The following is a 20,501-nucleotide window of genomic DNA, read 5'->3' on the forward strand; positions in this document are numbered from 1 at the left end:
TCTTCCTCTTCCCTCTCTGCTGGCAGACCAGCCCCAGCTCTGCCGCCGTCTTGCCGTAGTACTCGCAGATCATTCGGATCGTATCCAGTCGCAGCGGGCGCCCATGCTCCGCTGCCAGCAGCGTCCCTACTGCAATCCCTATCTTCCCCGCCTGCTCCCTCAAGCCCGCCAGCTCCTGCTCCCGCAGCTTTCGTAACAGGCTCATCCCTCCTCTTCTCTTCCTCTCGCTCCCTCAACAGGCTCTTCTGTTATGCCGATACCTCGACCTGCGCCGCCCACTCCTCTAGCTGCTTCACCTGCGGCCAGCGCGCCTGCCCCTGCCTCAGCAACTGCCTGACCATCGCCAGCGCATAACGGCTGCCGCTTTGCTGCGCCGCCCCCAGACTTGCCCCTAGCGCTTCCACAAATAGCTCCTGATCACTCAACGCTAACGCTACCGCCGCTCGCCTTGGCTGTAGCTCCGCCAGCGCTCTGCCTTTCGCTTGCGGCCACTGCGCCTCGTAGAGCCGCTGGCTCTCTTCCAAAGCAGCCATCACACCCTGCGTTTGCCCCAGATTGATAAGAATCCGCACGCGTCGGAGAGGAATCGTATACGCAGGAGCATCGGCTAGCCAGTAGCCCGGATCAGTAGCTGGTGAGGTTGAGGCATAGCGGTCTTCAGCAAGAGAGAGAGTCTTAAGCGCCTGGCGTGACTCTTGAAGCAGGCTGTACGCCTCTGCCAGGCCACCAAGCAAATCGGATTCGAGCGCAGGGGACGCAGGCCCATCTTTGAGAGCCAGCCCGCGTTGAAAGCAGAGCAGCGCCTTCTCTGGCCGCGGCCCGTACTGCTCCTTCCCGGGAGCCAGATTCCAGTTGTAGCCGTACCCCAAGTAATCGAGCACGGCCTTGGTGAGCAACGGGTCTGGCGAGAGCTGAGCTTGCTGCTCAGCTTGCCGCAGATGATCCAGGCGCTTGTCTGGCCGCATTAGATGACGTGCCACCGTGGCTAGAATAAGGTGCACCTCAGCCATCAGCGAGGCCCTTGTCTCCCGCTCCCCTTCGAAAGCTGGATGGCTCTCTAGAAATCGCAGGAGGAGGGCCGCCAGCCCGTGGATCGTCTCTACATGCTCTGCTAGTGAGGCTCTCCACAGCACCCCTAACAACGTCCGCGACACTCCGAGCGCTTCCGCTGTGGTATAGGGCAGAGCAGGAGACAAAAAGGCTAAGCCGCTCCCTGCCGTCAGGACATAGAGTGCATCGCGTCGCTTGATGTCGTCCTCCTTTGGGGCTGCCTTCCTCTTCCCTCTCTGCTGGCAGACCAGCCCCAGCTCTGCCGCCGTCTTGCCGTAGTACTCGCAGATCATTCGGATCGTATCCAGTCGCAGCGGGCGCCCATGCTCCGCTGCCAGCAGCGTCCCTACTGCAATCCCTATCTTCCCCGCCTGCTCCCTCAAGCCCGCTAGCTCCTGCTCCCGCAGCTTTCGCAACAGGCTCATCCCTCCTCTTCTCCTCCTCTCGCTCCCTTAACAGGCTCTTCTGTTATGCCGATACCTCGATCTGCGCCGCCCACTCCTCTAGCTGCTTCACCTGCGGCCAGCGCGCCTGCCCCTGCCTCAGCAACTGCTTCACTTCCGCCCTCCCGTACCGGCTCCCACTCCTCTGCACCCCCTCCACACTCGCCTGCAGCGCCTCCACAAAGAGATCTTGATCCCCTAACGCCAGCGCGACCGCCATCCGCTTCGGCTGCAAATCGGCCAGCCCTCTCCCTCCTTGGCCGTGGACCTGGTAGAGCCGCTGACTCTCCTCCAACGCCGACAGCGCCTCTCTCGCCTGCCCCAGGTTCAACAGCACCCTCGCTCGGCAGAGAAGAGCCCCATAGGGGGGGCAATCCGCAAGGGTATAACCTGGATCGCCAGATGGCGAGACGCTCGCATAGCGCTCCTCTGCCAGCACTAGAGCCTTGGCAGCCTGCTTTGAGTCACGCAGGAGGCTACAAGCCTCTGCTAGTCCTCTAAGGAGGCTCGCCTCCAGCGCTGGCGAGGCCGGTCCCCCTCTGAGGGCCAGCCCACGCTGAAAGCAGAGCAGCGCCTTCTCTGGCCGCGGCCCGTAATCGTCTGTCCCAGGGGCAAGATTCCATGCATAGCTGAATCCCCAATAGTCGAGTACAACCCTGTGCGCCAGTGGATCATCAGCTAGAAGTGCAAAGCGCTCTGCTTGCTGCAAGTGCCCTATCCTCGCTTGTGGCAGCAGCAAATGCCGGGCCGTCGTGGCCAGAATGAGATGGACTTCCGCCATCAGCGAGGCCGCCGCTCTCTGCTCCTCTCTCAGCGCCGGATGACTCTCCAAAAAACTCAGCAAGACCTCTCCCAGCGTCTGGATTGCCTCCACCTGCTCTGAAAACGAGGCTCTCCACAGCACCCCTAACAACGTCCGCGACACTCCGAGCGCTTCCGCTGTGGTGTAGGGCAGAGCAGGAGACAAAAAGGCTAAGCCGCTCCCTGCCGTCAGGACATAGAGTGCATCGCGTCGCTTGATGTCGTCCTCCTTCGGGGCTGTCTTCCTCTTCCCTCTCTGCTGGCAGACCAGCCCCAGCTCTGCCGCCGTCTTGCCGTAGTATTCGCAGATCAATCGGATCGTATCCAGTCGCAGCGGGCGCCCATGCTCCGCTGCCAGCAGCGTCCCTACTGCAATCCCTATCTTCCCCGCCTGCTCCCTCAAGCCCGCTAGCTCCTGCTCCCGCAGCTTTCGCAACAGGCTCATCCCTTTCTCCTCTGCGCTTACTCTTCCACAAAAGGACACCAAGGGGCCTGAATTTCGTATTCCCTCTGACAGTATAACAGCAGGTCATACCGAGTTCAAGGCTTCCTTTTTTAACGGAAATGAACTTGAGACAAAGCTGTCACAAAACTCTCTTTACTGTGGCGGCAAAGCTGGCTATAGTAGATTCGACAGCAGGTCAAGATATAGCTTCTTCATCGTATTAACCCTATCTTTCTCTAGAAAAAGGGTAAGGGAGACTATTCACTCAAAACCAATGACGAGGCTTTTTCAATGCTCGATGATACTGCTGACCATACGTATCGACGTCAGGATGATCATCTAGAACAGGAGAGCCGCATCATGGCCACCGCCCTTCTTTCTCGCGGCAGCGAGGTCCCCAGGCATCGCTGTCCTCGCTGTCGCGAAGCAGACTTCAGCCAGCGATCTTCCTTCAGTCAGTGCCGCCTACCCGAGAGCCGCCAGGACCATCTCAGCGCCCTGCGGGCCGAGCTAGGGGCAAGTGAGGAGACCGAGCACCTCATTGATTGGCTGCTTGACATGTGGGAAACCATCGACCTTCTCATCGCCCGCTTCGGGGCGGCGCGCGCCTGGCAGATCATCGCCACGCCCGCCGCCCTCTGGCCGCAACCCATCAGTAGCGAGGAGCTGGGCGCGCACCTGCACGGCGAAGAAAGCGCCCTTGCTGATCCGCCGACCGTCTACCCCTGAATACAAAGGAGACTGAGCATGTTCTTCATGCGCCTCAGGAAACGGTTGCGCTCCTCCCCGGCAGAGCCAGGGCAGGCCGTCGACGAGATCAACCAGACTGAAGCAGCGGTTCCAGACCACGAGAGCAATGGGCGTCGGCGCCTGTCAGACGTGCCCTACCTGCTACCCAAGGATCTGGACGAGATCAACCGTCTGGACTTTCAGCATTATGTCCTGCGCCTGGCTCTGGGACGGCTCATCTTTGCCCCCGTCGACGAGCAGCTTCGGCAGGGCGGGCAGGTGCTCGACGTCGGCTGCGGAACGGGCCGCTGGGCCATCGAAATCGCCCGGCTCTACCCCCTGACTCACGTCACGGGCCTGGACCTGGAACAGGCCAAAGCGACGACGCCGCCTCCCAACTATCGCTTTATCCAGGGGAATCTCCTCCAGGGCCTGCCCTTCGCCGACAGCACCTTTCACTACACTCATCAGCGCTTCCTCGTGGCCGCCATTCCCCTGGAGCGCTGGCCGGGGGCGATCTGCGAGCTTTACCGCGTCACCGTCCCGGGCGGCTGGATCGAGCTGATCGAGCTTGGGGCCGAGACACGCAACGCTGGCCCTTGCCTGCAGCAGCTCATCGCCTGGGGGCGTCAGCTCGCAGCCCCGCGTGGCATCGACGGCACCCAGATGAGCCGCCTGGGCGAATGGCTCCAGCAGGCTGGCTGCCGTCAGATCTACACACACACCCTCTGGCTGCCCGTTGGTGCCTGGGCCGGGCGCCTGGGGCTCCTGTTCATGCGCGACCTCGCGGCAGGCTTCAATGGACTGGAAGCCCTGGCCGTCCGCGCATGCGGCATCACCCCCGAGCACTTTCGCCAGACCATCGCCGCCCTTGAGCAAGAGTGCAACCAGCACCAAACACGCTACGCCTGCTACCTGGCGGCAGGCCAGCGCTAAGCCCAAGCGCAGCCGGAGAGCGCAGTCGGCCTGGTCACATCAGCTCTGTCCGCTCCCAGACCGAAGCCGAACAGCTGGAGAAGAAAGGAAGAAGAGGGGAAAAGCATGAAAAGAACAGCTATGCGGCGACCCTATCACCGCGGGCCACGGGTCGCCAGTCCTGGCGGCCTCCGCCCGCAGGAATGGCGTGTTCTCATCCTGGCCCGTCAAGGACTGGCCCGACGCCAAATTGCCGCCCAACTGGGTGTCAAAGTCGAGACTATCAACCTCTATTTCCAGCGCATCTACGAGACGCTTGGCGTTCACTCCTGGCGCCAGGCCATCGAGCAAGCGCCCTGGGAGAAATGCCCACTGGAAGCCCCGCCTGGCTCCCTGGAGCAGCAAGGACCCGCACAAGGGCCAGCAGACCCATAGCAAACCCCATAGCAGACCCATAGCAGACTCATCGCACCCCAGTCTCTGACGCTAGCTGCAGCAGAGGGCAGGGAAGCCAGTTTGTGGGCAGGCCCTGGGCGGACGCCCCAGGCGCGCCGGCATGAGGCGAACGTCCAGGCGCCCACCTGCTCAGCCAGGGCACGCCACGCAACCCAAGGATCATCAGCAGAAGCAGAAGAGGAGTTGACGTCATGCCATTACGCCCAGAAGATGCCCGCTTCGCCATCGGCCTCGACCTCATCCTCACCGACGCGGATCGCAGCCAGATTGCCCTGATCTTGCGCGCGGACGAGCAACGTTACGCCCTGCTGGGAGAAAAAATGCGCTGGGGAGAGCGCGCTGATCAGGCTTTTCTGCGCGCCTTGCGCGAAGAGCTGGGCCTGACAAAGATCCTGCCCAGCCGCGTCAATGGCGAACTCAACCGCAAGCTGCAGGCCAGCGGCATCCTGTGCTGGCAACTCGCCGGACTCTTTGGTCTCCTGCGGCCCGAACGCGATCCCCGCTTTCTCCAGGCCCCGCTGGCCGAGCGCGCGCAGGTCCTCTCGCTGGCCTATCTGGTCGACTGCGATCTGAGCCGCCTTCAGCAGGTCGTCAAGCCGGGGAACAGCGTCCTGCGGCTGGAGATTTTCAGCCTGACCGCGCTGCCCACCCTCTTTCTCGACCATGCCGAGCTGATCAGACACATCCTTGAGGCCGAGCGACGCGGAGAGCTGCCGCTGATCCGTTAGTCCGCTCGCTCAGCCGGGTAGCAAGCCAGACGAGGGCCGGCCCCCTCACCTTCTTGCTAACGCAGAGGACCCTGAGCGGAGCCTGCTCGGGCTGGCCCGCCCAGGGTCCTCAAGTCCCGCGCCCAGCCAGTCATGGACCGGTGGTGGGGGATAGGAGTCGCCGCATAGATGCCGATGCTTAGCCGCGCGCGCGCTCGGCAGCCTTCAGAATGGCACGGCGCGCCATCACAGCGGCCATCTGCGCCCGATACTGTTTTGAACCGTGGATATCCTCCATCAGCTCCAGGCCCTCAGCGGCATGGCTGGCCGCCTCGGCCACCGTTGCCTCATTCAGTTGCTTGCCCACCAGGGCCGCCTCCACCGCCGAGGCCCGTGTCGGCATCGTCCCGGCCCCCGTAATCACCACACTGGCCGCCGTGCAGGCGCCATCGGCCCCCAGCGTCACCACCGCCGCACAGCCCGCGACCGCATAGTGCGACGCCTTATTGGCCAGCTTCGTGTAGGCGCTGCCCGTGCGCGCCGGCGGCAGCGGGAAACGAATCTCCGTCACCATCTCGCCCGGCTCCAGGGCCGTCGTGAAGGTCCCCAGGAAGAAATCATCCGCCGCGACCGTTCGCTCCCCATTGGGGCCGCGCACACGAATCTCCGCCTTCAAGGCCCGCACCGCCCCCGGCATGTCTGCCGACGGATCAGCATGCGAAATACTGCCGCCGATCGTCCCCCGATTGCGCACCTGCGGATCACCGATCACCGAAGCGCACTCGGGCAAGAGGGCAAAATGCCGGCGCAAGACCTCCGAGCGCTCAATCGTCGCATAGGTCGTCAAGGCACCCACCGCCACCACATTGCCCTCTTCTCGAATATAAGAAAGGCCCGGAATACGGCCAATATCGATCAAGTGAGCCGGCTGAGCCAGACGCAGCTTCATCGTTGGGATCAGACTATGGCCGCCGGCCAGCAGCTTGGCATCATCACCGTACTGCGAGAGCAGGGCAATGGCCTCATCCACCGAGGACGCAGGATGATACTCAAACGTGGCAGGAATCATCAGACATCTCCTCCTCGCATCGTACGTCAGTCAGTCAGCCAGGGCGAGGGAGCGCAGACCAGCCAGAGAGAGCCGATCGACGGCCTGCCCACCTGCCGGACCGCCTGCCCATCCCTGGCCCTGGCCTTCATCAGCGACGTTTGTCAGGGCAACAGCTTACAGGCAGCTTCACGCCTGCGGCTGGGCCTGTTGCTGCTGGATAATCCGCCAGATGCGCTCGGGCGTAAACGGGATATCGACATGCGGCAAACCGAGCGCATCGGCCACCGCTCCGGCCACCGCTGGCGTAGCGGCGATCGTCCCGGCCTCGCCCACGCCCTTGACCCCGAGCGGATTATACGGCGTTGGCGTCACCGTATGATCCAGCTCAAAAGGAGGCAGCTCCGAAGCCAGCGGCATCGCATAGTCCATAAACGTCGACGTCAGCAACTGGCCATTCTCATCGTAGACCACGCCCTCAAAGAGGGCCTGCCCGACCCCCTGGACAATGCCACCGTGGATCTGGCCCGCCACCAGGAGCGGATTCAGCTGGCGCCCGCAATCATCGACGGCCACATAGCGTCTCAGATGCACCTCGCCCGTATCCTTATCGATCTCCACAACGCAGATATGCGTCCCGAACGGGAAGGTACAGGCTTCCGGCTCAAAGAAGACCGTCGTCTCCAGTCCCGGCTCAATCCCCGGCGGCAGCGTATTCGAGAAATTGGCCGCCGCCGCCACCTCGGCGAAGGTTACCGCCTTCTGCGGCGCCCCAGCCACCGAGAACTTGCCATCCTCCAGCGTCACATCCGCCGGGCTGGCCTCCAGCATATGGGCGGCGATCTGCTTCATCTTCTCCTTCAGCTTCTGCACCGCATTATAGACCGCCGTCCCGCCCACCGCCGTCGTCCGGCTGCCGTAGGTGCCGCGTCCCTCGGGCGTCGAATCGGTATCGCCGTGGAGCACCAGCACGCGCTCGATCGGAATGCCGAACTCATCGGCGGCGATCTGCGCAAAGGTCGTCTCCTCGCCCTGGCCATGCGGCGAAGCCCCCGTATAGATCAAGACATCGCCGCTCTGATCGACGCGCACCCGTGCGCTCTCATACAGACCAAAGGGGGTCAAGCCCTTGGGACCAATGCCGCAGATCTCCACATAGGAAGAGATGCCAATCCCCATCAGCTTCCCCTGGGCCCGCTTCTGAGCCTGCTCGGCGCGCAGCTGCTGATAGCCAATCAACTGCATGGCCTTCTCCAGGGCCAGCTGATAGTTGCCACTATCGTAGACCGTACCGGTGGCCATCTTATGCGGGAACTGCTCCGGCTTCACAAAATTGATCATGCGCACCTCGGCAGGATCTTTGCCCAGGGCATGAGCCACCAGATCAACGGCCCGCTCCGCGATATAAGCCGCCTCGGGCCGGCCCGCTCCGCGATAGGCATCGGTCGGCGCCTTATTGGTAAAGACAATATCGCAACTGCCATAGGCCACCGGGATATCGTAGCAGCCACAGATCATCGGCAGCGTGAAGGCAATCGCGATCACATCCGTAAAGAACTGCAGGTAGGCGCCCAGATCCGAAACCACATGGACCTTGAGGCCGGTGATCTTCCCCTCGCGAGTCGCCGCCACCTCCACATAATTGATCTGATCGCGTCCGTGGATGGTCACCGCCAGGTTCTCGCTGCGGTCCTCGATCCACTTCACCGGATGGCCCGTCTTCATGGCCGCAAAGGCCGCCAGGGCCTCCTCGGGGTAAATATTCAGCTTGCAGCCGAAGCCACCGCCGACCTCGGGCACGATCACACGCACCTGATGCTGTGGCAGACCGAGCTGCTCGGCCAGGTAGTTGCGCAACAGATGAGGAATCTGCGAAGAACTCCAGATGGTCAGCGTGCGGTCCGCCTTGCGGAACTCGGCCACCACGCCGCGCGTCTCCATCGGCGAAGGGGCCAGGCGCTGATTGACCATACGCTGCTTGACCACAATGCCCCCATTGGCCTGGGTCTCAGCAAAGACGCGGTCGATCTCATCAGTTGGAGGACGCACCGAAGCGGCCACGTTGGTGCCGAACTCCTCATAAAGCAAGGGCGCATCGGGCTGAGCGGCCTTCTCAGGATCAACCACCGCCGGCAGCGGCTCATAGTCGACCTCGATCAGATCGAGGGCATCGCGCGCCCCGTAGCGGCTCTCGGCGATCACCACCGCCACCGGGTCGCCATAGAAGCGGACCTTACCCTCGGCCAGCGGCCCGCGCCGGCCCATGCCATTCGTAATGTGTGGAGGCAACGGGGCCGCCACCGGGATATTACCAACCACCCCTTTGAGGTCCTGAGCCGTGTAGACCGCCACCACGCCCGGCGCCTGTTTGGCCGCCTCCGTATTGATGCTGCGAATACGGGCATGGCCGTAGGGACTGCGCAAGACGGCCATATAGAGCATGCCGGGGAGCTTGATATCGTCGACGTAGGTCGCCTGACCAGTGATCAGACGGGGATCTTCGCGCCGCTTAATCGGCGTACCAACCAGTGCAGCGATACCCATAAGCAACCGTTCCTTTCTCCTCGTAACAGGCAACAGAGACGTCTAGAGGAGACCTGGCCAGTTCAAGCCAGCCAACACAGCCCGCCTCGCCTCGCCTCGCCCCGTCCGGCCCCGAACGGAACGGAACGGAACGGCAGGCGGCCTGCAGACAGCGCTGTCTGAACCAGGTAAGCACTCTTCCTGCTGGATGACTATACGAACGCCAGTAACGACAGTTGGGCGCAGCCGGGCCTCGCCGGCGCAGACCGGCGCGGCTGGCATTGCCGGGTCAACGGGGTTGGAGGCCGGGCCGGCCAGATGCCGGCTCAGCGCAACAGGAGACAGGCCAGGGAGGGAGGGCCTGACGCTACTCGCTGGCTCCCACAGGTTGCGAGGCGCCCGCCTGTAGCTTTTCAGCCGCATACTGGACAGCCCGCACAATATTCTGGTAGCCTGTGCAGCGGCAAATATTGCCCTCCAGCCCTTTGCGGATCTCATCCTCGCTCGGGTTGGGGTTGGTCTTGAGCAACTGGTAGGCCGCCATGATCATACCTGGCGTACAAAAGCCACACTGCAGCCCATGCTTCTCCCAAAAGCCTTCCTGCAGCGGATGAAGCTGTCCCTCTGGAGCCAGGCCCTCGATGGTCGTCACCTCACAGCCATCCGCCTGCACGGCCAGCACGGTGCAGGACTTGACCGCCTCGCCATTGAGCAGCACGGTGCAGGCCCCACACTGCGAGGTGTCGCAGCCGATGTGCGTGCCTGTCAGATCCAGCACATCGCGTAAATAATGCACCAGCAACATGCGCGGTTCGACCTCTGAACGGTATTGCTGACCATTCACAGTCACCGTGATTTCGCGCTTCGTCGTCATTGGTGATACCCTCCATGTGGTCGGTTTGATCAGGCCCGTGAGTGAATTTCTGCCCTCAGTTCAGTATACAGGGGCCTGGAACGAACAGCATAGGACCATAAGGGAACAGCTCTTATCCATTGGGCTGCAGCCGGGGGAGCGGATGGCCTGAGCGCGCTGGCCATCGGCCCAGGGCCGCAGGCGCTTAGATGCCCCTATTGGCAGACAACTTGCTCTGGATGCTTCGTACACGGGGAAAGGATCAACAGGGCAGGCTCGCCAGATCGCTGCCTCCCTGCCTCTTCATAGCTGTGGCTTCTCCTTCCTTTCTCGCTCCATACACACGCCCAGAGAGAACGACCTTTTGAGCACCATGCGCGCCGGGTCACGCCGAGTCGCTCACCGGCCAGCCTCCTCCCCAGGCCACACCTGCGCCCGCTGAGGCTGGCACCGGGCCGCAGGCTGGTCACCGCAACAGCGTGAGAGAGTCGCGGCAGCTCTCTGCGAAGGCGGCACGCTTCAGGTAAGCGCGCCAGACCGGCAAGAACTCGCGTCAGCTAACAGATAGAGAGTAGCACACGAAAGGGCTGAGTGTCAATCGACACCAGGCCCGTAAAGCCGATTCCTTGCCCCTCCCCCGCTCGCTTGTGGTACAATATCCCTGATTTTTTAATAGGGTATAAAGTACACTAACTGAGGAGGGCTTCCGATGCATCGCCGCGCCCCCAGTGTGCACCCGGGATTAATGACCGACATGTACCATCCAGACGCAGCCTACGTGAGCTGGCGCACCGGTCGCAACGGCCTGGCCACCTTTGACCTTTACGCGCGCACCGCCCCCTTCGGCGGCGCTTACCTGCTCGTCGCCGGCCTGGAGGCCGCGCTCGAATTCGTGCAGTCGTTCCGCTATACCGAAGAAGAGCTGACCTTTCTGGCGCGCATCCGTGACTACGACGCCGCCTTTCTGGACGAACTGGCCAATCTGCGCTTCACTGGCGAGATCCTCGCTATGCCGGAAGGATCAATCGCCTTCCCCAACGAGCCGATTCTGCGTGTGACGGCGCCGTTCCGCGAGGCGCTCCTGCTAGAGGCCGGCATCTTGCAGGCCATTAACCTGGCGACGCTGATCGCCACCAAGGCCTCGCGTATTGTCTACGCCGCCCAGCAGGGCCAGTCGCGCCGCGTGGCCGAGTTCGCTTTCCGCCGCGCCCAGGAGCCGATGACGGTCGCCCGTGCGGCCTACATCGGCGGCTGCGCCAGCACCTCGCTGCTGAACGCCGCCTACGAGTTCCGTCTACCGGCGACCGGCACCGTTCCCCACGCCCTGATCGAGCTGTTCGACAGCGAGGAAGAGGCCTTCGAGGCCATCGCTCAGGCTTACAACCGCTATACGCTGCTGCTCGATACCTACGATCCGCGCCGCGCTATTCACACGGCCATCGAGGTGGCGCTGCGCGCTCAGGAGACCCTGGGCCATACGCTGGCCGCTGTACGCATCGATAGCGGCAACCTGGTGGCCGATAGCCTCTACATCCGCGAGCAGCTTGATAAGGCGGGTCTGCAACACGTACGCATCCTGGCCAGTGGCGACCTGGACGAGTGGAAGATTCTAGAGCTGCTGCAGGCCGGCGCAGCCATCGATGCCTTCGGCGTCGGCACCGCCCTGGGAAGCGGCGCCGGCTCGGTTGAGCGCGGAATCGCCGGTGGCTCGCTCGGAGCGGTCTACAAAGAGGTCTGGTACGTCGACGAGAACGGCACGGAGTATCCCAAAGTAAAGCTGGCCAGAGAGAAATCAACCTGGCCGGGCAAAAAAGAGATCTATCGCCATCCCCAGTGGGAGGAGGATGTGGTGCAACTGGCCCATGAACCAGCCCCAGCCGGCTACCACCGCCTGCTGAAGCCAGTGATGCGCAACGGCGAGATGGTGCCGGGCAGCCTGCCACCGCTCTCGGAGATCCGCGAGCTAGCCCAGCAAAATCTGGCCGCCCTGCCCGAGAAGTATCGGGCGCTGACCGTGCAGGAGCCATATCCCGTGCACTTCAGCGAAGGGCTGCAGGTGTTGCGTCGTCAGGCGGCGCGCATCGTTGGGGTGGAGCTTGCTGAGTAGAACAGGCCGGCAAGCCGAGAGGCAGCCCGCCCCGCCTAGGACTTGGCGGCAAGCGCTACTGCTCTCCACCTCTGGTGGAGTATAATGCAGGGGAGTTGATCCGCGCGAGGAGGCTGAGGGGGAGAAGCATAAGGCTTATTCTGAGAAGAAAAGAGGGAGAGAGCATGGCCGAGAGCGCCATCGAGCCGCCGGAGCGGGCCGCGGCTCAGCATGAGCGCCCCACCCTGCCAGAGCAGGCAACCTGCCCAGAGACGGCCCCGGCCACCTCCAGCCTGACGCCGGCTGAGGGGCCAGCGACAGAAGAAAGAGACCGGAGGAGCGAGCCAGCTGAGACGGTACTATGGACGCCAGGCTTCATCGTGGCTTTTGCTCTGACCCTTGGTTTGGGCCTGAGCGCTGAATGTCTCCTGACCAACGGCTGGCTGGCCCACCTCTACGGCGGCAACTGGCCCCAGCTCGCCCATCTGGCGGCTTTACTGCTGCTCTGGCTCGGACTGCTGGTGCGTGGGCGCACAGCCTGGGTGAGACTGGGAGCTATCTTCGGCTGCCTGTGGGCCTGCTTTGTGGGCCTCAATCTGCTCCTCAATCTGCGCGCCAGCTCCCAGCCAGCGGTCGCCTATTTGAATGCCTCGGGGAACCTCTCCTTGCTGGGCATGTACCTCTGCTTCGCCACAGAGCGGGCGCGTGCCCCCCGCTGGGACACCTGGTTCTTTGCCCTGACTCTGCTGGGCGGGAGCGGCGCCGTCCTGGCCGACTATCTGCTGACCGCCCCCGATCAGCGCTCCTTGACGACGGTCGCCGATGCCATTGCGGCCCTGGCCCTCTGGCTGGCACTGCTGGTCTGGTGGCTGCGCCCTACCTGCTGGCGCCTCCATCCGGGGCCGACCTTTCTTTTCGGGCTGTTTCCCCTCATCATCCTTCTCCTCTCCATTCCCGGGATTACGAACAGCTTCAACAACCTGTTCTTCCTACAAGTAGCGGACCTCTGTCTGCTCCTCGGCGGCCTGCGGATTCTGCAGGCCCAGCGCGTTCTCTCCTGAGAGGACCTGCAAGCCCGGGCGTCACTGGCGACCCGCTCAGCCGTTTTGGAAGAAGGAAGAGGGAACCGCACGCGGCCACAACACAAGCCTATCACGTTTCTGACCACGCCTGCCCGGAGGTGTGTGTACGCAGCAGGAGGTAATCAGGAGGTCACAGCCAGCAATGCCCTCACCGTCCGAACCACAGCGCCGCGACGATCTCTACGCCACCCTGGCCATCAGCGCCGAGGAAGCCAGAATCGGCACCAGCCGCATCCTCACCCTGCCCGATGGGCGCCAGTTGCCGATTACGCTGCCGGCGGGTGTCCAATCGGGCCAGCAGCTGAGCTTCGCCGGCCAGGGGCGGCGCCGAGACGATGGCACCTATGGTTCGCTCCAGCTCACCATCACCGTGCTGCCCGGACCACCCCCGGGGGGAGCGCCCGGCCTCCCTTCCGAGGAAGAAGCCCCTACGCTACTCAGCGGCGACCGGCTCCAGTTGGCGGTACCTACCGCCCTCGCCCCCTCTCTCCCAACGACAGGGCAGGCGGCGCTCCCATCTTCTCAAACACCGGGTCCACTGCCGCAGACCCGGTCCTCTCCGTCACCATCCTGGCCCCGGTCAGCACCGGCTCAGCAGAAGAGCGCCAGCTCAAGGCGCCCTCTCTGGCTGGTGGCGACCGCTGTGGTGCTTCTCGTGCTGATCAGCAGCGCGGTTCTGCTGGGGCAGCATTGGCAGCAGGCCCAGGGGCAGGCCAGCGCTACCGCCACCAGCGCCGCCGCTACTGCCCTCGCAGCTACCAGGCAGGCAGACGCGCAGGCCAGCGTCGTGGCTCAGGCCACGGTTGCCGCCCAGGCAACCGCCTCGGTGATCGCCGCCAATCCCAATCCCTACCCAGCGGGCGGGGGCAAGCTGGTGCTCTACACCCCCCTGAGTGATGCGCAGAACAGCATCGGCTGGGAAACCAGCATTCATTGTACCTTCCACTCCGGTGCTTATCACGTCGTGAGCCAGGACCCACGCTACTTCGACCACTGCAGCAACGGCATCAGTTACAGCGACTTCACCCTCGAAGTCGAGATGACCATCGTAGCAGGGGATCAGGGGGGACTGCTCTTCCGTGGGGCGGATATCGGTAACAATAAATATTACCTCTTCCAGGTCAGCACGACTGGCATCTATACGCTGTTTGTCTACACCGGCGGCGACCAGACCGCGGAGCTGGCGCGGGGCGTCGCCCTAACCTACGAGCGCGGCCTCGGCCAGACCAATCTGCTGGCGCTCGTGGCCCGCGGCAACCACCTGACACTCTACCTCAATCACCAGCAGGTGGTGGCGGTCACCGATGGGCACTATCGAGCCGGACAGCTGGCCCTGCTGTCAGTGCCATTCGCCGATGGTGGGCAACTAACAGAGGTGGCCTATCGCAACCTCAAAGTCTGGACTTTCTAAATCCCGAGTGGATGGTGTATAATACCCAGCCAGGAAAAGAGAGGATTCCACGAAACAGGGCTATCTGCCAGCCAGCGCAGGGTCGGCAGATACAGGAGAGAGAAGCCGACAGAGTACGCGCAGAACAGAAGGAAGCATCCATGTAAAGCCTTGAGGCTCGGAGAGGGACGATCCATCATGACCATAACTGCCACCATTCCCAAGGGGAAGTATCACATCTGGACGGTCGGCTGTCAGATGAATCAGGCCGACTCGCAGCGCATTCAGAGCATGCTTGATGAGCTGGGGTGGGAAGAGGCGAGCCTGGAGCAGGCCAATCTGGTGGTGCTCAATACCTGCAGCGTGCGCCAGGCGCCCGAGGAGAAGGCCCACAATCTGCTGGTGCGCCTCAAGCAGATGAAGGAGCGGCGCAGCGATCTGCTGATTGCTCTGATGGGCTGCATGATCGGCAATCAGAAGACGATCGACGAGCTGACGCGCCGCTATCCCCATATCGATCTACTCTTCAAGGTAGAGCAGGCAGATATCCTGCCGCGCTTCCTCGAAGAGCGCTGGACGCCTATCTCCGGAGCGGGCTGCCTGGATATTGAGTATCAGGACGAGAGCGGCCAGCTGCATCAGCTTCAGCCCCTACCGTTGGCGGCAGAGGAGCAGCCCCAGCAGAGCCAGCCGGCGCCAACGATCGCCACCTCGCTCAACCGGAGCGGGCAGCGCACGGTCTTGCCGATGGCCATCACCCCTCGCCCAGGCGAGCGCGTAGCCCACTATCCGACCAGGATCGAGGCGCGTTACGTGGCTCCTACCGCCTGGCTGCCGGTGATCTTGGGCTGCAACAAGGTGTGCACCTACTGCATTGTCCCCTACCGCCGGGGCCGTGAGCGCAGCCGCCCGCTGGAGGAGGTCTACGCCGAAGCGCAGTCGCTGGTGGCCAAGGGGGCCCGCGAGCTGACCCTCCTCGGCCAGACCATCGAGGCCTATGGTCTCGATCTGCCCGGCCAACCCGACCTGGCCGACCTGATGGAGAAGCTGAGCGAGATCGAGGGCCTCACGCGCATCCGCTTTATGACCTCCTACCCGCGTCACATGACGGATCGCATGATCCAGCGCATGGCGGCCCTGCCCAAGGTCTGCGAGCATGTCAATATTCCTGTGCAGTCGGGCGACGACGCCGTACTGCGCCGCATGAAGCGTGGCTATACGATCTCCGAGTACCGCGAGCTGATTGCCAAGTTGCGTGCCTGGTGGCCTGGCGTGACGCTCTCGACGGATGTCATCGTCGGCTTCTGCGGCGAGACCGAGGAGGAGTTTCAGCATACGCTCGACCTGCTGGAAGAGATCCGCTTCGACGTAGTTCACGTGGCCGCCTACTCACCTCGCCCGGGCACGGTGGCAGCCCGCTGGGCCGACGATGTGCCGCTGGCCGAGAAGAAACGCCGGCTGCATGCCGTTGAGGAACTGCAGGCCCGCATTGCGCTGGAACTGAATCAGCACTATGTGGGACGGGTGGAGGAAGTGCTGATCGAGGAGAGCAATACACTGCATGGCCGCCGTCAGTGGAAGGGCCGCAACCGCGGCAATAAGCTGGTCTACTTCCCTCCCGCTGATGACGAAGGACATCTGTCCTTCCACGATGGACGCGAGGCGGGCGTCGATCTGGAGGCGCTGCGCCCCGGCGACCTGGTGCAGGTGCGCATCGAGCGCGCTACCGCCTGGTCCTTGCAGGGTTGCGCCGTTGCGGTATAATAGGCGGGCCAGGCCCTGGCCCGCGGCATTTCGCAGTTCGTTCGTAGATGGAGGTGGCTTCTGATGACGCAAGCGCTATCGGCGGAGGAGAAGGCCCGGCTGAAGAAACAGTGGACGGAGCTGGCCATTCAGCAGGCCCTGACTAGCCAGTGGCAGGAAGCAGTGGTCACAAACAAGAATATCTTGAGCCTCTTCCCAACTGAGGCCGAGGCCTACAATCGCCTGGGCAAGGCCTACCGCGAGCTGGGTATGTACGCCGAGGCCCGCGAGGCCTACTCACAGACGCTCAAGCTCAATCCTAATAACACGATCGCACGCAAAAATTTGGAACAGCTCGCTCTTATCCAGGAGGATCAGGCCCGCATCAACGCTGCCACGGTCGCCATCGATCCGGTGATCTTCAACGAGGAGCCAGGCAAGCGGACGACTACCGACCTGATCAACCTCGCCGAACCCCAGGTTCTGGCCCGGGTCAGCACCGGCGAGAAGGTCCAGCTTGAGCGCGATGGCCATGCGATCTACGTGCGCTCCGCTACGGGTGAGCGGATCGGCCAGATTGAGCCGCGGCTGGCCAACCGCCTGATCACCCTGATGGAGCACGGCAATCGCTACGAGGCCGCCATCTCAACGCTGGATAACAACCACGTCCGTGTGGTGATCAGCGAATCCTATCAGCATCCAAGCATGGTGGGCACGGTGAGCTTCCCGGCCCAGGCTGGTGGTGAACTCGTCAGGCCGTACACGAAGGATAGCATGCTGCGCTACGACCGCGACGAGGAGGATGAGCTGCTCAGCGAGGACGAGTACTACGAGGGCGCTGACGATAGCGATGAGTACAGCGACCTCGATTTCGAGTCGGGTAGCGATGTCGAGGAGTAGCCAGGAGAGCAGGCCGGCCCCAACCCGCCAGGGACGACCTGGCTGCTTCTCCCAGCGCAGCGCCCGCTCTTCCCGACCTGGCAGCCGTGCCAGGCGCCAGGATGCTCGCCGGTCAATGGCCGCTGCTGTTGCTATCTCTGATCTGCATCTCTTCTCTTATCTATTGAGCTACTCTCATCTGGAAAGAGGTTGTGCTTGCTATGAATAAGCGGAAACGAGTCGCTCTGCGCAAACATCGCATTAAGGAGAAGAAACACAGGGAGAAGCGCAAGGCTCAGCGAGCCAGCGCGAGTGCGGCTTCGAATACGGCGCGGCGGTAACGCCGCGCTTCCCTGTTGTATGGAGGCGCTGCGATGACTAGCCCGTCCCCCGCTTCAGCGGCGACGGTGCGCAACGTATTAACCCTGCTCGCTTCCCGCGATGCCCAGCTGGTAGCCGGCGCCGAGGGACTGGAGCGCCGCGTGACCTGGGCTTTACGGATGCGCGCCCGCCTGCCAGCTTTTGAGAGCATCCGAGGCGGCGAGCTGGCGCTGCTCAGCCTGACGCAGCTGCGTCGCCTCGATGAAACATTGCCACACTTGCTGCAGACGCTGCATCGGGAAGGGATCGCCGCGGTGGCGGTCGCTGCCCCCTCGATCGAGTCCCTGGGACCGGAGGCCGAGGCCGTGGCCAATCGCCTGCACCTGCCGTTGATCTACCTGCCAGCCTCGGCCCCACTGGAGGAGATCGTGCGCGAGGTCATTACCTTTGTGGCCAGCTTCCGCAGCGAGATCGAGCGCCGTGCTACTGAGGTGGCCCACCAGTTGATGCAGCTCAGTGTCCAGGGTGTCGGCATCCAGGGCCTCTGCGAGCATCTGGCGCGCGTGACCGGCAAATGGGTCGTGGTGCAGGAGGCAGACTACTCGCCCCGCTGGCAGGTGGCTCCTCCTTCTGTCTTGCCAGAGGGCATGCTCCCCCCCAGCCTGCCCCCTCTGCAGGACGAGGATGCTTTGCGTCAAGAGGGCCTGGCGCGCGTGGTGGTCCCGATTCTGATCCGCCACGAGATCGTCGGCTATCTCTCTCTGGTGGGCCGGGAACAGACTTTTGATTATCAGGAGCGCCTGCTGCTTGGCCAGGTCTCTCCTATCCTGGCGCTGGAGTTTGTGCGCGAGCGCGAGCGCAGCGAGGTGGAGAGCCGCTATCAGCTGGAGGCCTTCCTCGATGTGGTTCAGGGCAACTACCAGCAGCCAGAGGAGATGCAGACCCGCGCCCGCCTGTTAGGCCACGATCTGACTCCTCCCCAGGTGGTGGTGGTCTTTGAGCTGTCCCCCCAGCAGGGGACTCCGCTGGTCGGGACGATCGCCGCGGGCTGGAGCCGGCGCGTGCGCGAGGAGCTCCTGCGCTCCTGGCCTTCGGCCTGGGTGGTTACGGAGCAGCAGCGAGTGACAGCCTTGCTGCCGCTCGGCGACCTGCGCACCGGTGGCAGCGATGCGCACTCCGACCATGAGCTAGAGCAGACGCTTTTGTCACGCCTGGAACGGGTACACAGTCGTATTCTGCAGAGCACCAATTTTCTGAAGGGGGAAAGCGCCTCCGCTGGCAGCTCGCGCTCCCCGGCACGTAACGAGAGCGAGCCGCTCTACTCGGTGGGCGTCGGGCGCATCGCTCAGCAGATCCAGGGCATCGGACAGTCGATGCGGGAGGCTCAACAGGCTCTGGAGATTGGGCGCCGCCTCTTCGGCGAGGGCCGCCTCCATTCGTTCGCTCGCCTCGGCATTTATCGCCTCCTCTTCCACCTCTATGGCCACGAGGAGCTGACGGCTTTCTACCGCGAGACACTCGGTCCGCTACTGGAACACGATAGCCGCGGCGGCGAGTTGATCGAGACACTGGAGTGCTTCTTCCGCTGTAATGGAAACCTCAGCGAGGCCGCGCGCGCTATGCATATGCACCGCAATTCGCTGCTCTATCGCCTGGAGCGCATCGAGGAATTGCTCGGCCAGTCCCTCGAGGATTCAGAGCTGCGCCTCTCCTTACAGATCGCCCTGAAAATCCGCTACATGCTTCAGGAACGCTGAGCTGTATCTCTCATAGATTTTCACCATCCTGCTCTGCTTATTCTCCTGCTCGCGCTCTTCCGCGTCAGGAGCCTCTCTTCACCCCGGCAGGAATCTCAGCCATAGCCCGATAGTCTGTAATAGCTACCAGACGGCTACCGATGTGCTATCCTTTACAGAGATGTACCATTGTGAACCGCCTGACTGAGGCGAGACAGAGCAGGACCGCTGCGCCGCTGGGTTCCCAGGGTTTTTCGGGGGTATGGGTCAGACCTCCCCCAAGGTGGTGAGGAGAGAGGCAGCCCAGAACTACCCTCCTCTCGCAAGTGATCACTGTTGAGTCGAAGCTGGCACGCTGATGCTTTCTTTGGCTCTATCGGTTCTGCTTTCCGGTAAAAGAGGTGTTTTCTCTGTGAGATACTTGAGTTGACTGCAACTGAGCTACAGCGAAGAGAGGACTTCTGGCATGCGCATTGCGATTTTGTCGGATATTCATGGCAACCCGATCGCGCTGGATGCAGTGCTGGCCGATGTCCAGAGACAGGGACCAATCGATGAGTACTGGATTCTGGGCGATCTGGTCGCCATTGGCTATGATCCTGTCACCGTGCTGGAGCGGGTGACGAAACTGCCACGGGTGCGTTTTACACGTGGGAATACTGACCGCTATGTGGTGAGCGATGAGCTGCCCATCTCGATCGAGCAGATTCAGGCCCAGAGCCGCCTTGAGCTGCTGCCCAAGCTGCTGAGTACCGTGAAGAGCTTTGCCTGGACAAAGGGCTATTTGACGGCCACTGGCTGGCTGGATTGGTTAGGCCGCCTGCCCCTGGAGCAGCGGCTGACTTTGCCGGATGGGACGCGCTTGCTCGGTGTGCACGCAGCTCCCGGTACCGATGATGGCCCGGGCATCCATCCCCGTCTGAGCGAGGCTGAGCTGGAGGCCCTGGTGAAGGATTGTAACGCCGATCTGATCTGTGTTGGCCATACCCATATCCCGCTCGATCGTACGGTGTCAGGGATTCGTGTGGTGAACCTGGGAAGCGTGAGCAATCCGGTGACGCCGGAGCTGGTGGCCAGCTACGCGATTGTCAAGGCCAACAACAGCGGTTACCAGCTTCAGCTGCGACGTGTTCCTTATGATCGCGAGGCAGTGATGGAGGCGATCCGGCGCGTGCGCCATCCAGCGAGCGACTATTTGCTGGGTTTTATGCGCGGGGAGTTCGTGGCCAAGCAGGGCTGAGGCTGGCCAGGCCCTGAGCGTCCGCCTGCTATGCCGGAGAGGTGAGCATATGCC

At 62.8% G+C, this 20,501-nt stretch carries 17 protein-coding genes; 11 read left to right on the forward strand and 6 right to left on the reverse strand.

From position 1 onward, the window contains the following. The 3 genes from KTAU_RS21530 to KTAU_RS08410 form a co-directional block, all read right to left on the reverse strand. A partial coding sequence (locus tag KTAU_RS21530) for a hypothetical protein (protein ID WP_228026365.1) occupies window positions 1-205 on the reverse strand: 205 nt, incomplete at its 3' end. 43 nt (window positions 206-248) lie between these two features. Beyond that, window positions 249-1,475 (reverse strand): hypothetical protein, encoded by a 1,227-nt coding sequence (locus KTAU_RS08405; protein WP_151727959.1) that lies wholly within the window; start codon window positions 1,473-1,475, stop codon window positions 249-251. A gap of 43 nt (window positions 1,476-1,518) precedes the next feature. Continuing rightward, window positions 1,519-2,739, reverse strand: coding sequence for a helix-turn-helix transcriptional regulator (locus KTAU_RS08410; protein ID WP_151727960.1), 1,221 nt, complete (start codon window positions 2,737-2,739; stop codon window positions 1,519-1,521). Window positions 2,740-3,030: 291 nt separating this feature from the next. On the opposite strand from KTAU_RS08410, the gene KTAU_RS08415 reads away from it, so the two are divergent. The 4 genes from KTAU_RS08415 (at window position 3,031) to KTAU_RS08430 (ending at window position 5,567) form a co-directional block, all read left to right on the forward strand. Continuing rightward, complete coding sequence (locus KTAU_RS08415) at window positions 3,031-3,468, forward strand: hypothetical protein (RefSeq protein WP_151727961.1); 438 nt, start codon at window positions 3,031-3,033, stop codon at window positions 3,466-3,468. A gap of 18 nt (window positions 3,469-3,486) precedes the next feature. After that, window positions 3,487-4,404 carry a class I SAM-dependent methyltransferase gene (locus tag KTAU_RS08420; protein WP_151727962.1) on the forward strand — a complete coding sequence of 306 codons (918 nt, stop codon included), beginning with the start codon at window positions 3,487-3,489 and terminating at the stop codon, window positions 4,402-4,404. 105 nt (window positions 4,405-4,509) lie between these two features. Continuing rightward, entirely contained in the window at window positions 4,510-4,818 is a 309-nt protein-coding gene (locus tag KTAU_RS08425) for a helix-turn-helix domain-containing protein (protein WP_151727963.1), read from the forward strand. A 212-nt stretch (window positions 4,819-5,030) separates the two neighbouring features. Next, window positions 5,031-5,567, forward strand: coding sequence for an NUDIX hydrolase (locus KTAU_RS08430; RefSeq protein WP_151727964.1), 537 nt, complete (start codon window positions 5,031-5,033; stop codon window positions 5,565-5,567). 178 nt (window positions 5,568-5,745) lie between these two features. On the opposite strand, the gene KTAU_RS08435 is transcribed toward KTAU_RS08430, so the two are convergent. From KTAU_RS08435 to KTAU_RS08445, 3 genes are all read right to left on the reverse strand, one after another. Further along, window positions 5,746-6,615 (reverse strand): FAD binding domain-containing protein, encoded by an 870-nt coding sequence (locus tag KTAU_RS08435; protein ID WP_151727965.1) that lies wholly within the window; start codon window positions 6,613-6,615, stop codon window positions 5,746-5,748. A 168-nt stretch (window positions 6,616-6,783) separates the two neighbouring features. Further along, on the reverse strand, window positions 6,784-9,138 hold the full coding sequence (locus KTAU_RS08440; protein WP_151727966.1) for a xanthine dehydrogenase family protein molybdopterin-binding subunit: 2,355 nt from the start codon (window positions 9,136-9,138) through the stop codon (window positions 6,784-6,786). A gap of 346 nt (window positions 9,139-9,484) precedes the next feature. Beyond that, the gene (locus tag KTAU_RS08445) at window positions 9,485-9,991 is read right to left on the reverse strand and encodes a (2Fe-2S)-binding protein (RefSeq protein WP_112433114.1); all 507 of its coding nucleotides are present in this window, start codon (window positions 9,989-9,991) and stop codon (window positions 9,485-9,487) included. A 688-nt stretch (window positions 9,992-10,679) separates the two neighbouring features. On the opposite strand from KTAU_RS08445, the gene pncB reads away from it, so the two are divergent. From pncB to KTAU_RS08480, 7 genes are all read left to right on the forward strand, one after another. Then, window positions 10,680-12,077 carry a nicotinate phosphoribosyltransferase gene (gene pncB, locus KTAU_RS08450; RefSeq protein ID WP_151727967.1) on the forward strand — a complete coding sequence of 466 codons (1,398 nt, stop codon included), beginning with the start codon at window positions 10,680-10,682 and terminating at the stop codon, window positions 12,075-12,077. Between the two features lie 164 nt (window positions 12,078-12,241). Then, on the forward strand, window positions 12,242-13,117 hold the full coding sequence (locus KTAU_RS08455; RefSeq protein WP_151727968.1) for a hypothetical protein: 876 nt from the start codon (window positions 12,242-12,244) through the stop codon (window positions 13,115-13,117). Between the two features lie 163 nt (window positions 13,118-13,280). After that, complete coding sequence (locus KTAU_RS08460) at window positions 13,281-14,549, forward strand: 3-keto-alpha-glucoside-1,2-lyase-like domain-containing protein (RefSeq protein ID WP_151727969.1); 1,269 nt, start codon at window positions 13,281-13,283, stop codon at window positions 14,547-14,549. 177 nt (window positions 14,550-14,726) lie between these two features. Beyond that, window positions 14,727-16,292 carry a MiaB/RimO family radical SAM methylthiotransferase gene (locus KTAU_RS08465; protein WP_151727970.1) on the forward strand — a complete coding sequence of 522 codons (1,566 nt, stop codon included), beginning with the start codon at window positions 14,727-14,729 and terminating at the stop codon, window positions 16,290-16,292. A gap of 63 nt (window positions 16,293-16,355) precedes the next feature. Then, window positions 16,356-17,171: a tetratricopeptide repeat protein gene (locus KTAU_RS08470; protein ID WP_112433106.1), complete on the forward strand. Its 816-nt coding sequence runs from the start codon at window positions 16,356-16,358 to the stop codon at window positions 17,169-17,171. A gap of 353 nt (window positions 17,172-17,524) precedes the next feature. Then, window positions 17,525-19,228 (forward strand): helix-turn-helix domain-containing protein, encoded by a 1,704-nt coding sequence (locus tag KTAU_RS08475; RefSeq protein ID WP_151727971.1) that lies wholly within the window; start codon window positions 17,525-17,527, stop codon window positions 19,226-19,228. 445 nt (window positions 19,229-19,673) lie between these two features. Then, window positions 19,674-20,447, forward strand: coding sequence for a metallophosphoesterase family protein (locus KTAU_RS08480; protein ID WP_151727972.1), 774 nt, complete (start codon window positions 19,674-19,676; stop codon window positions 20,445-20,447). Window positions 20,448-20,501 lie beyond the last annotated feature (54 nt).

Source organism: Thermogemmatispora aurantia (assembly GCF_008974285.1).
Taxonomy (GTDB): Bacteria; Chloroflexota; Ktedonobacteria; order Ktedonobacterales; family Ktedonobacteraceae; genus Thermogemmatispora; species Thermogemmatispora aurantia.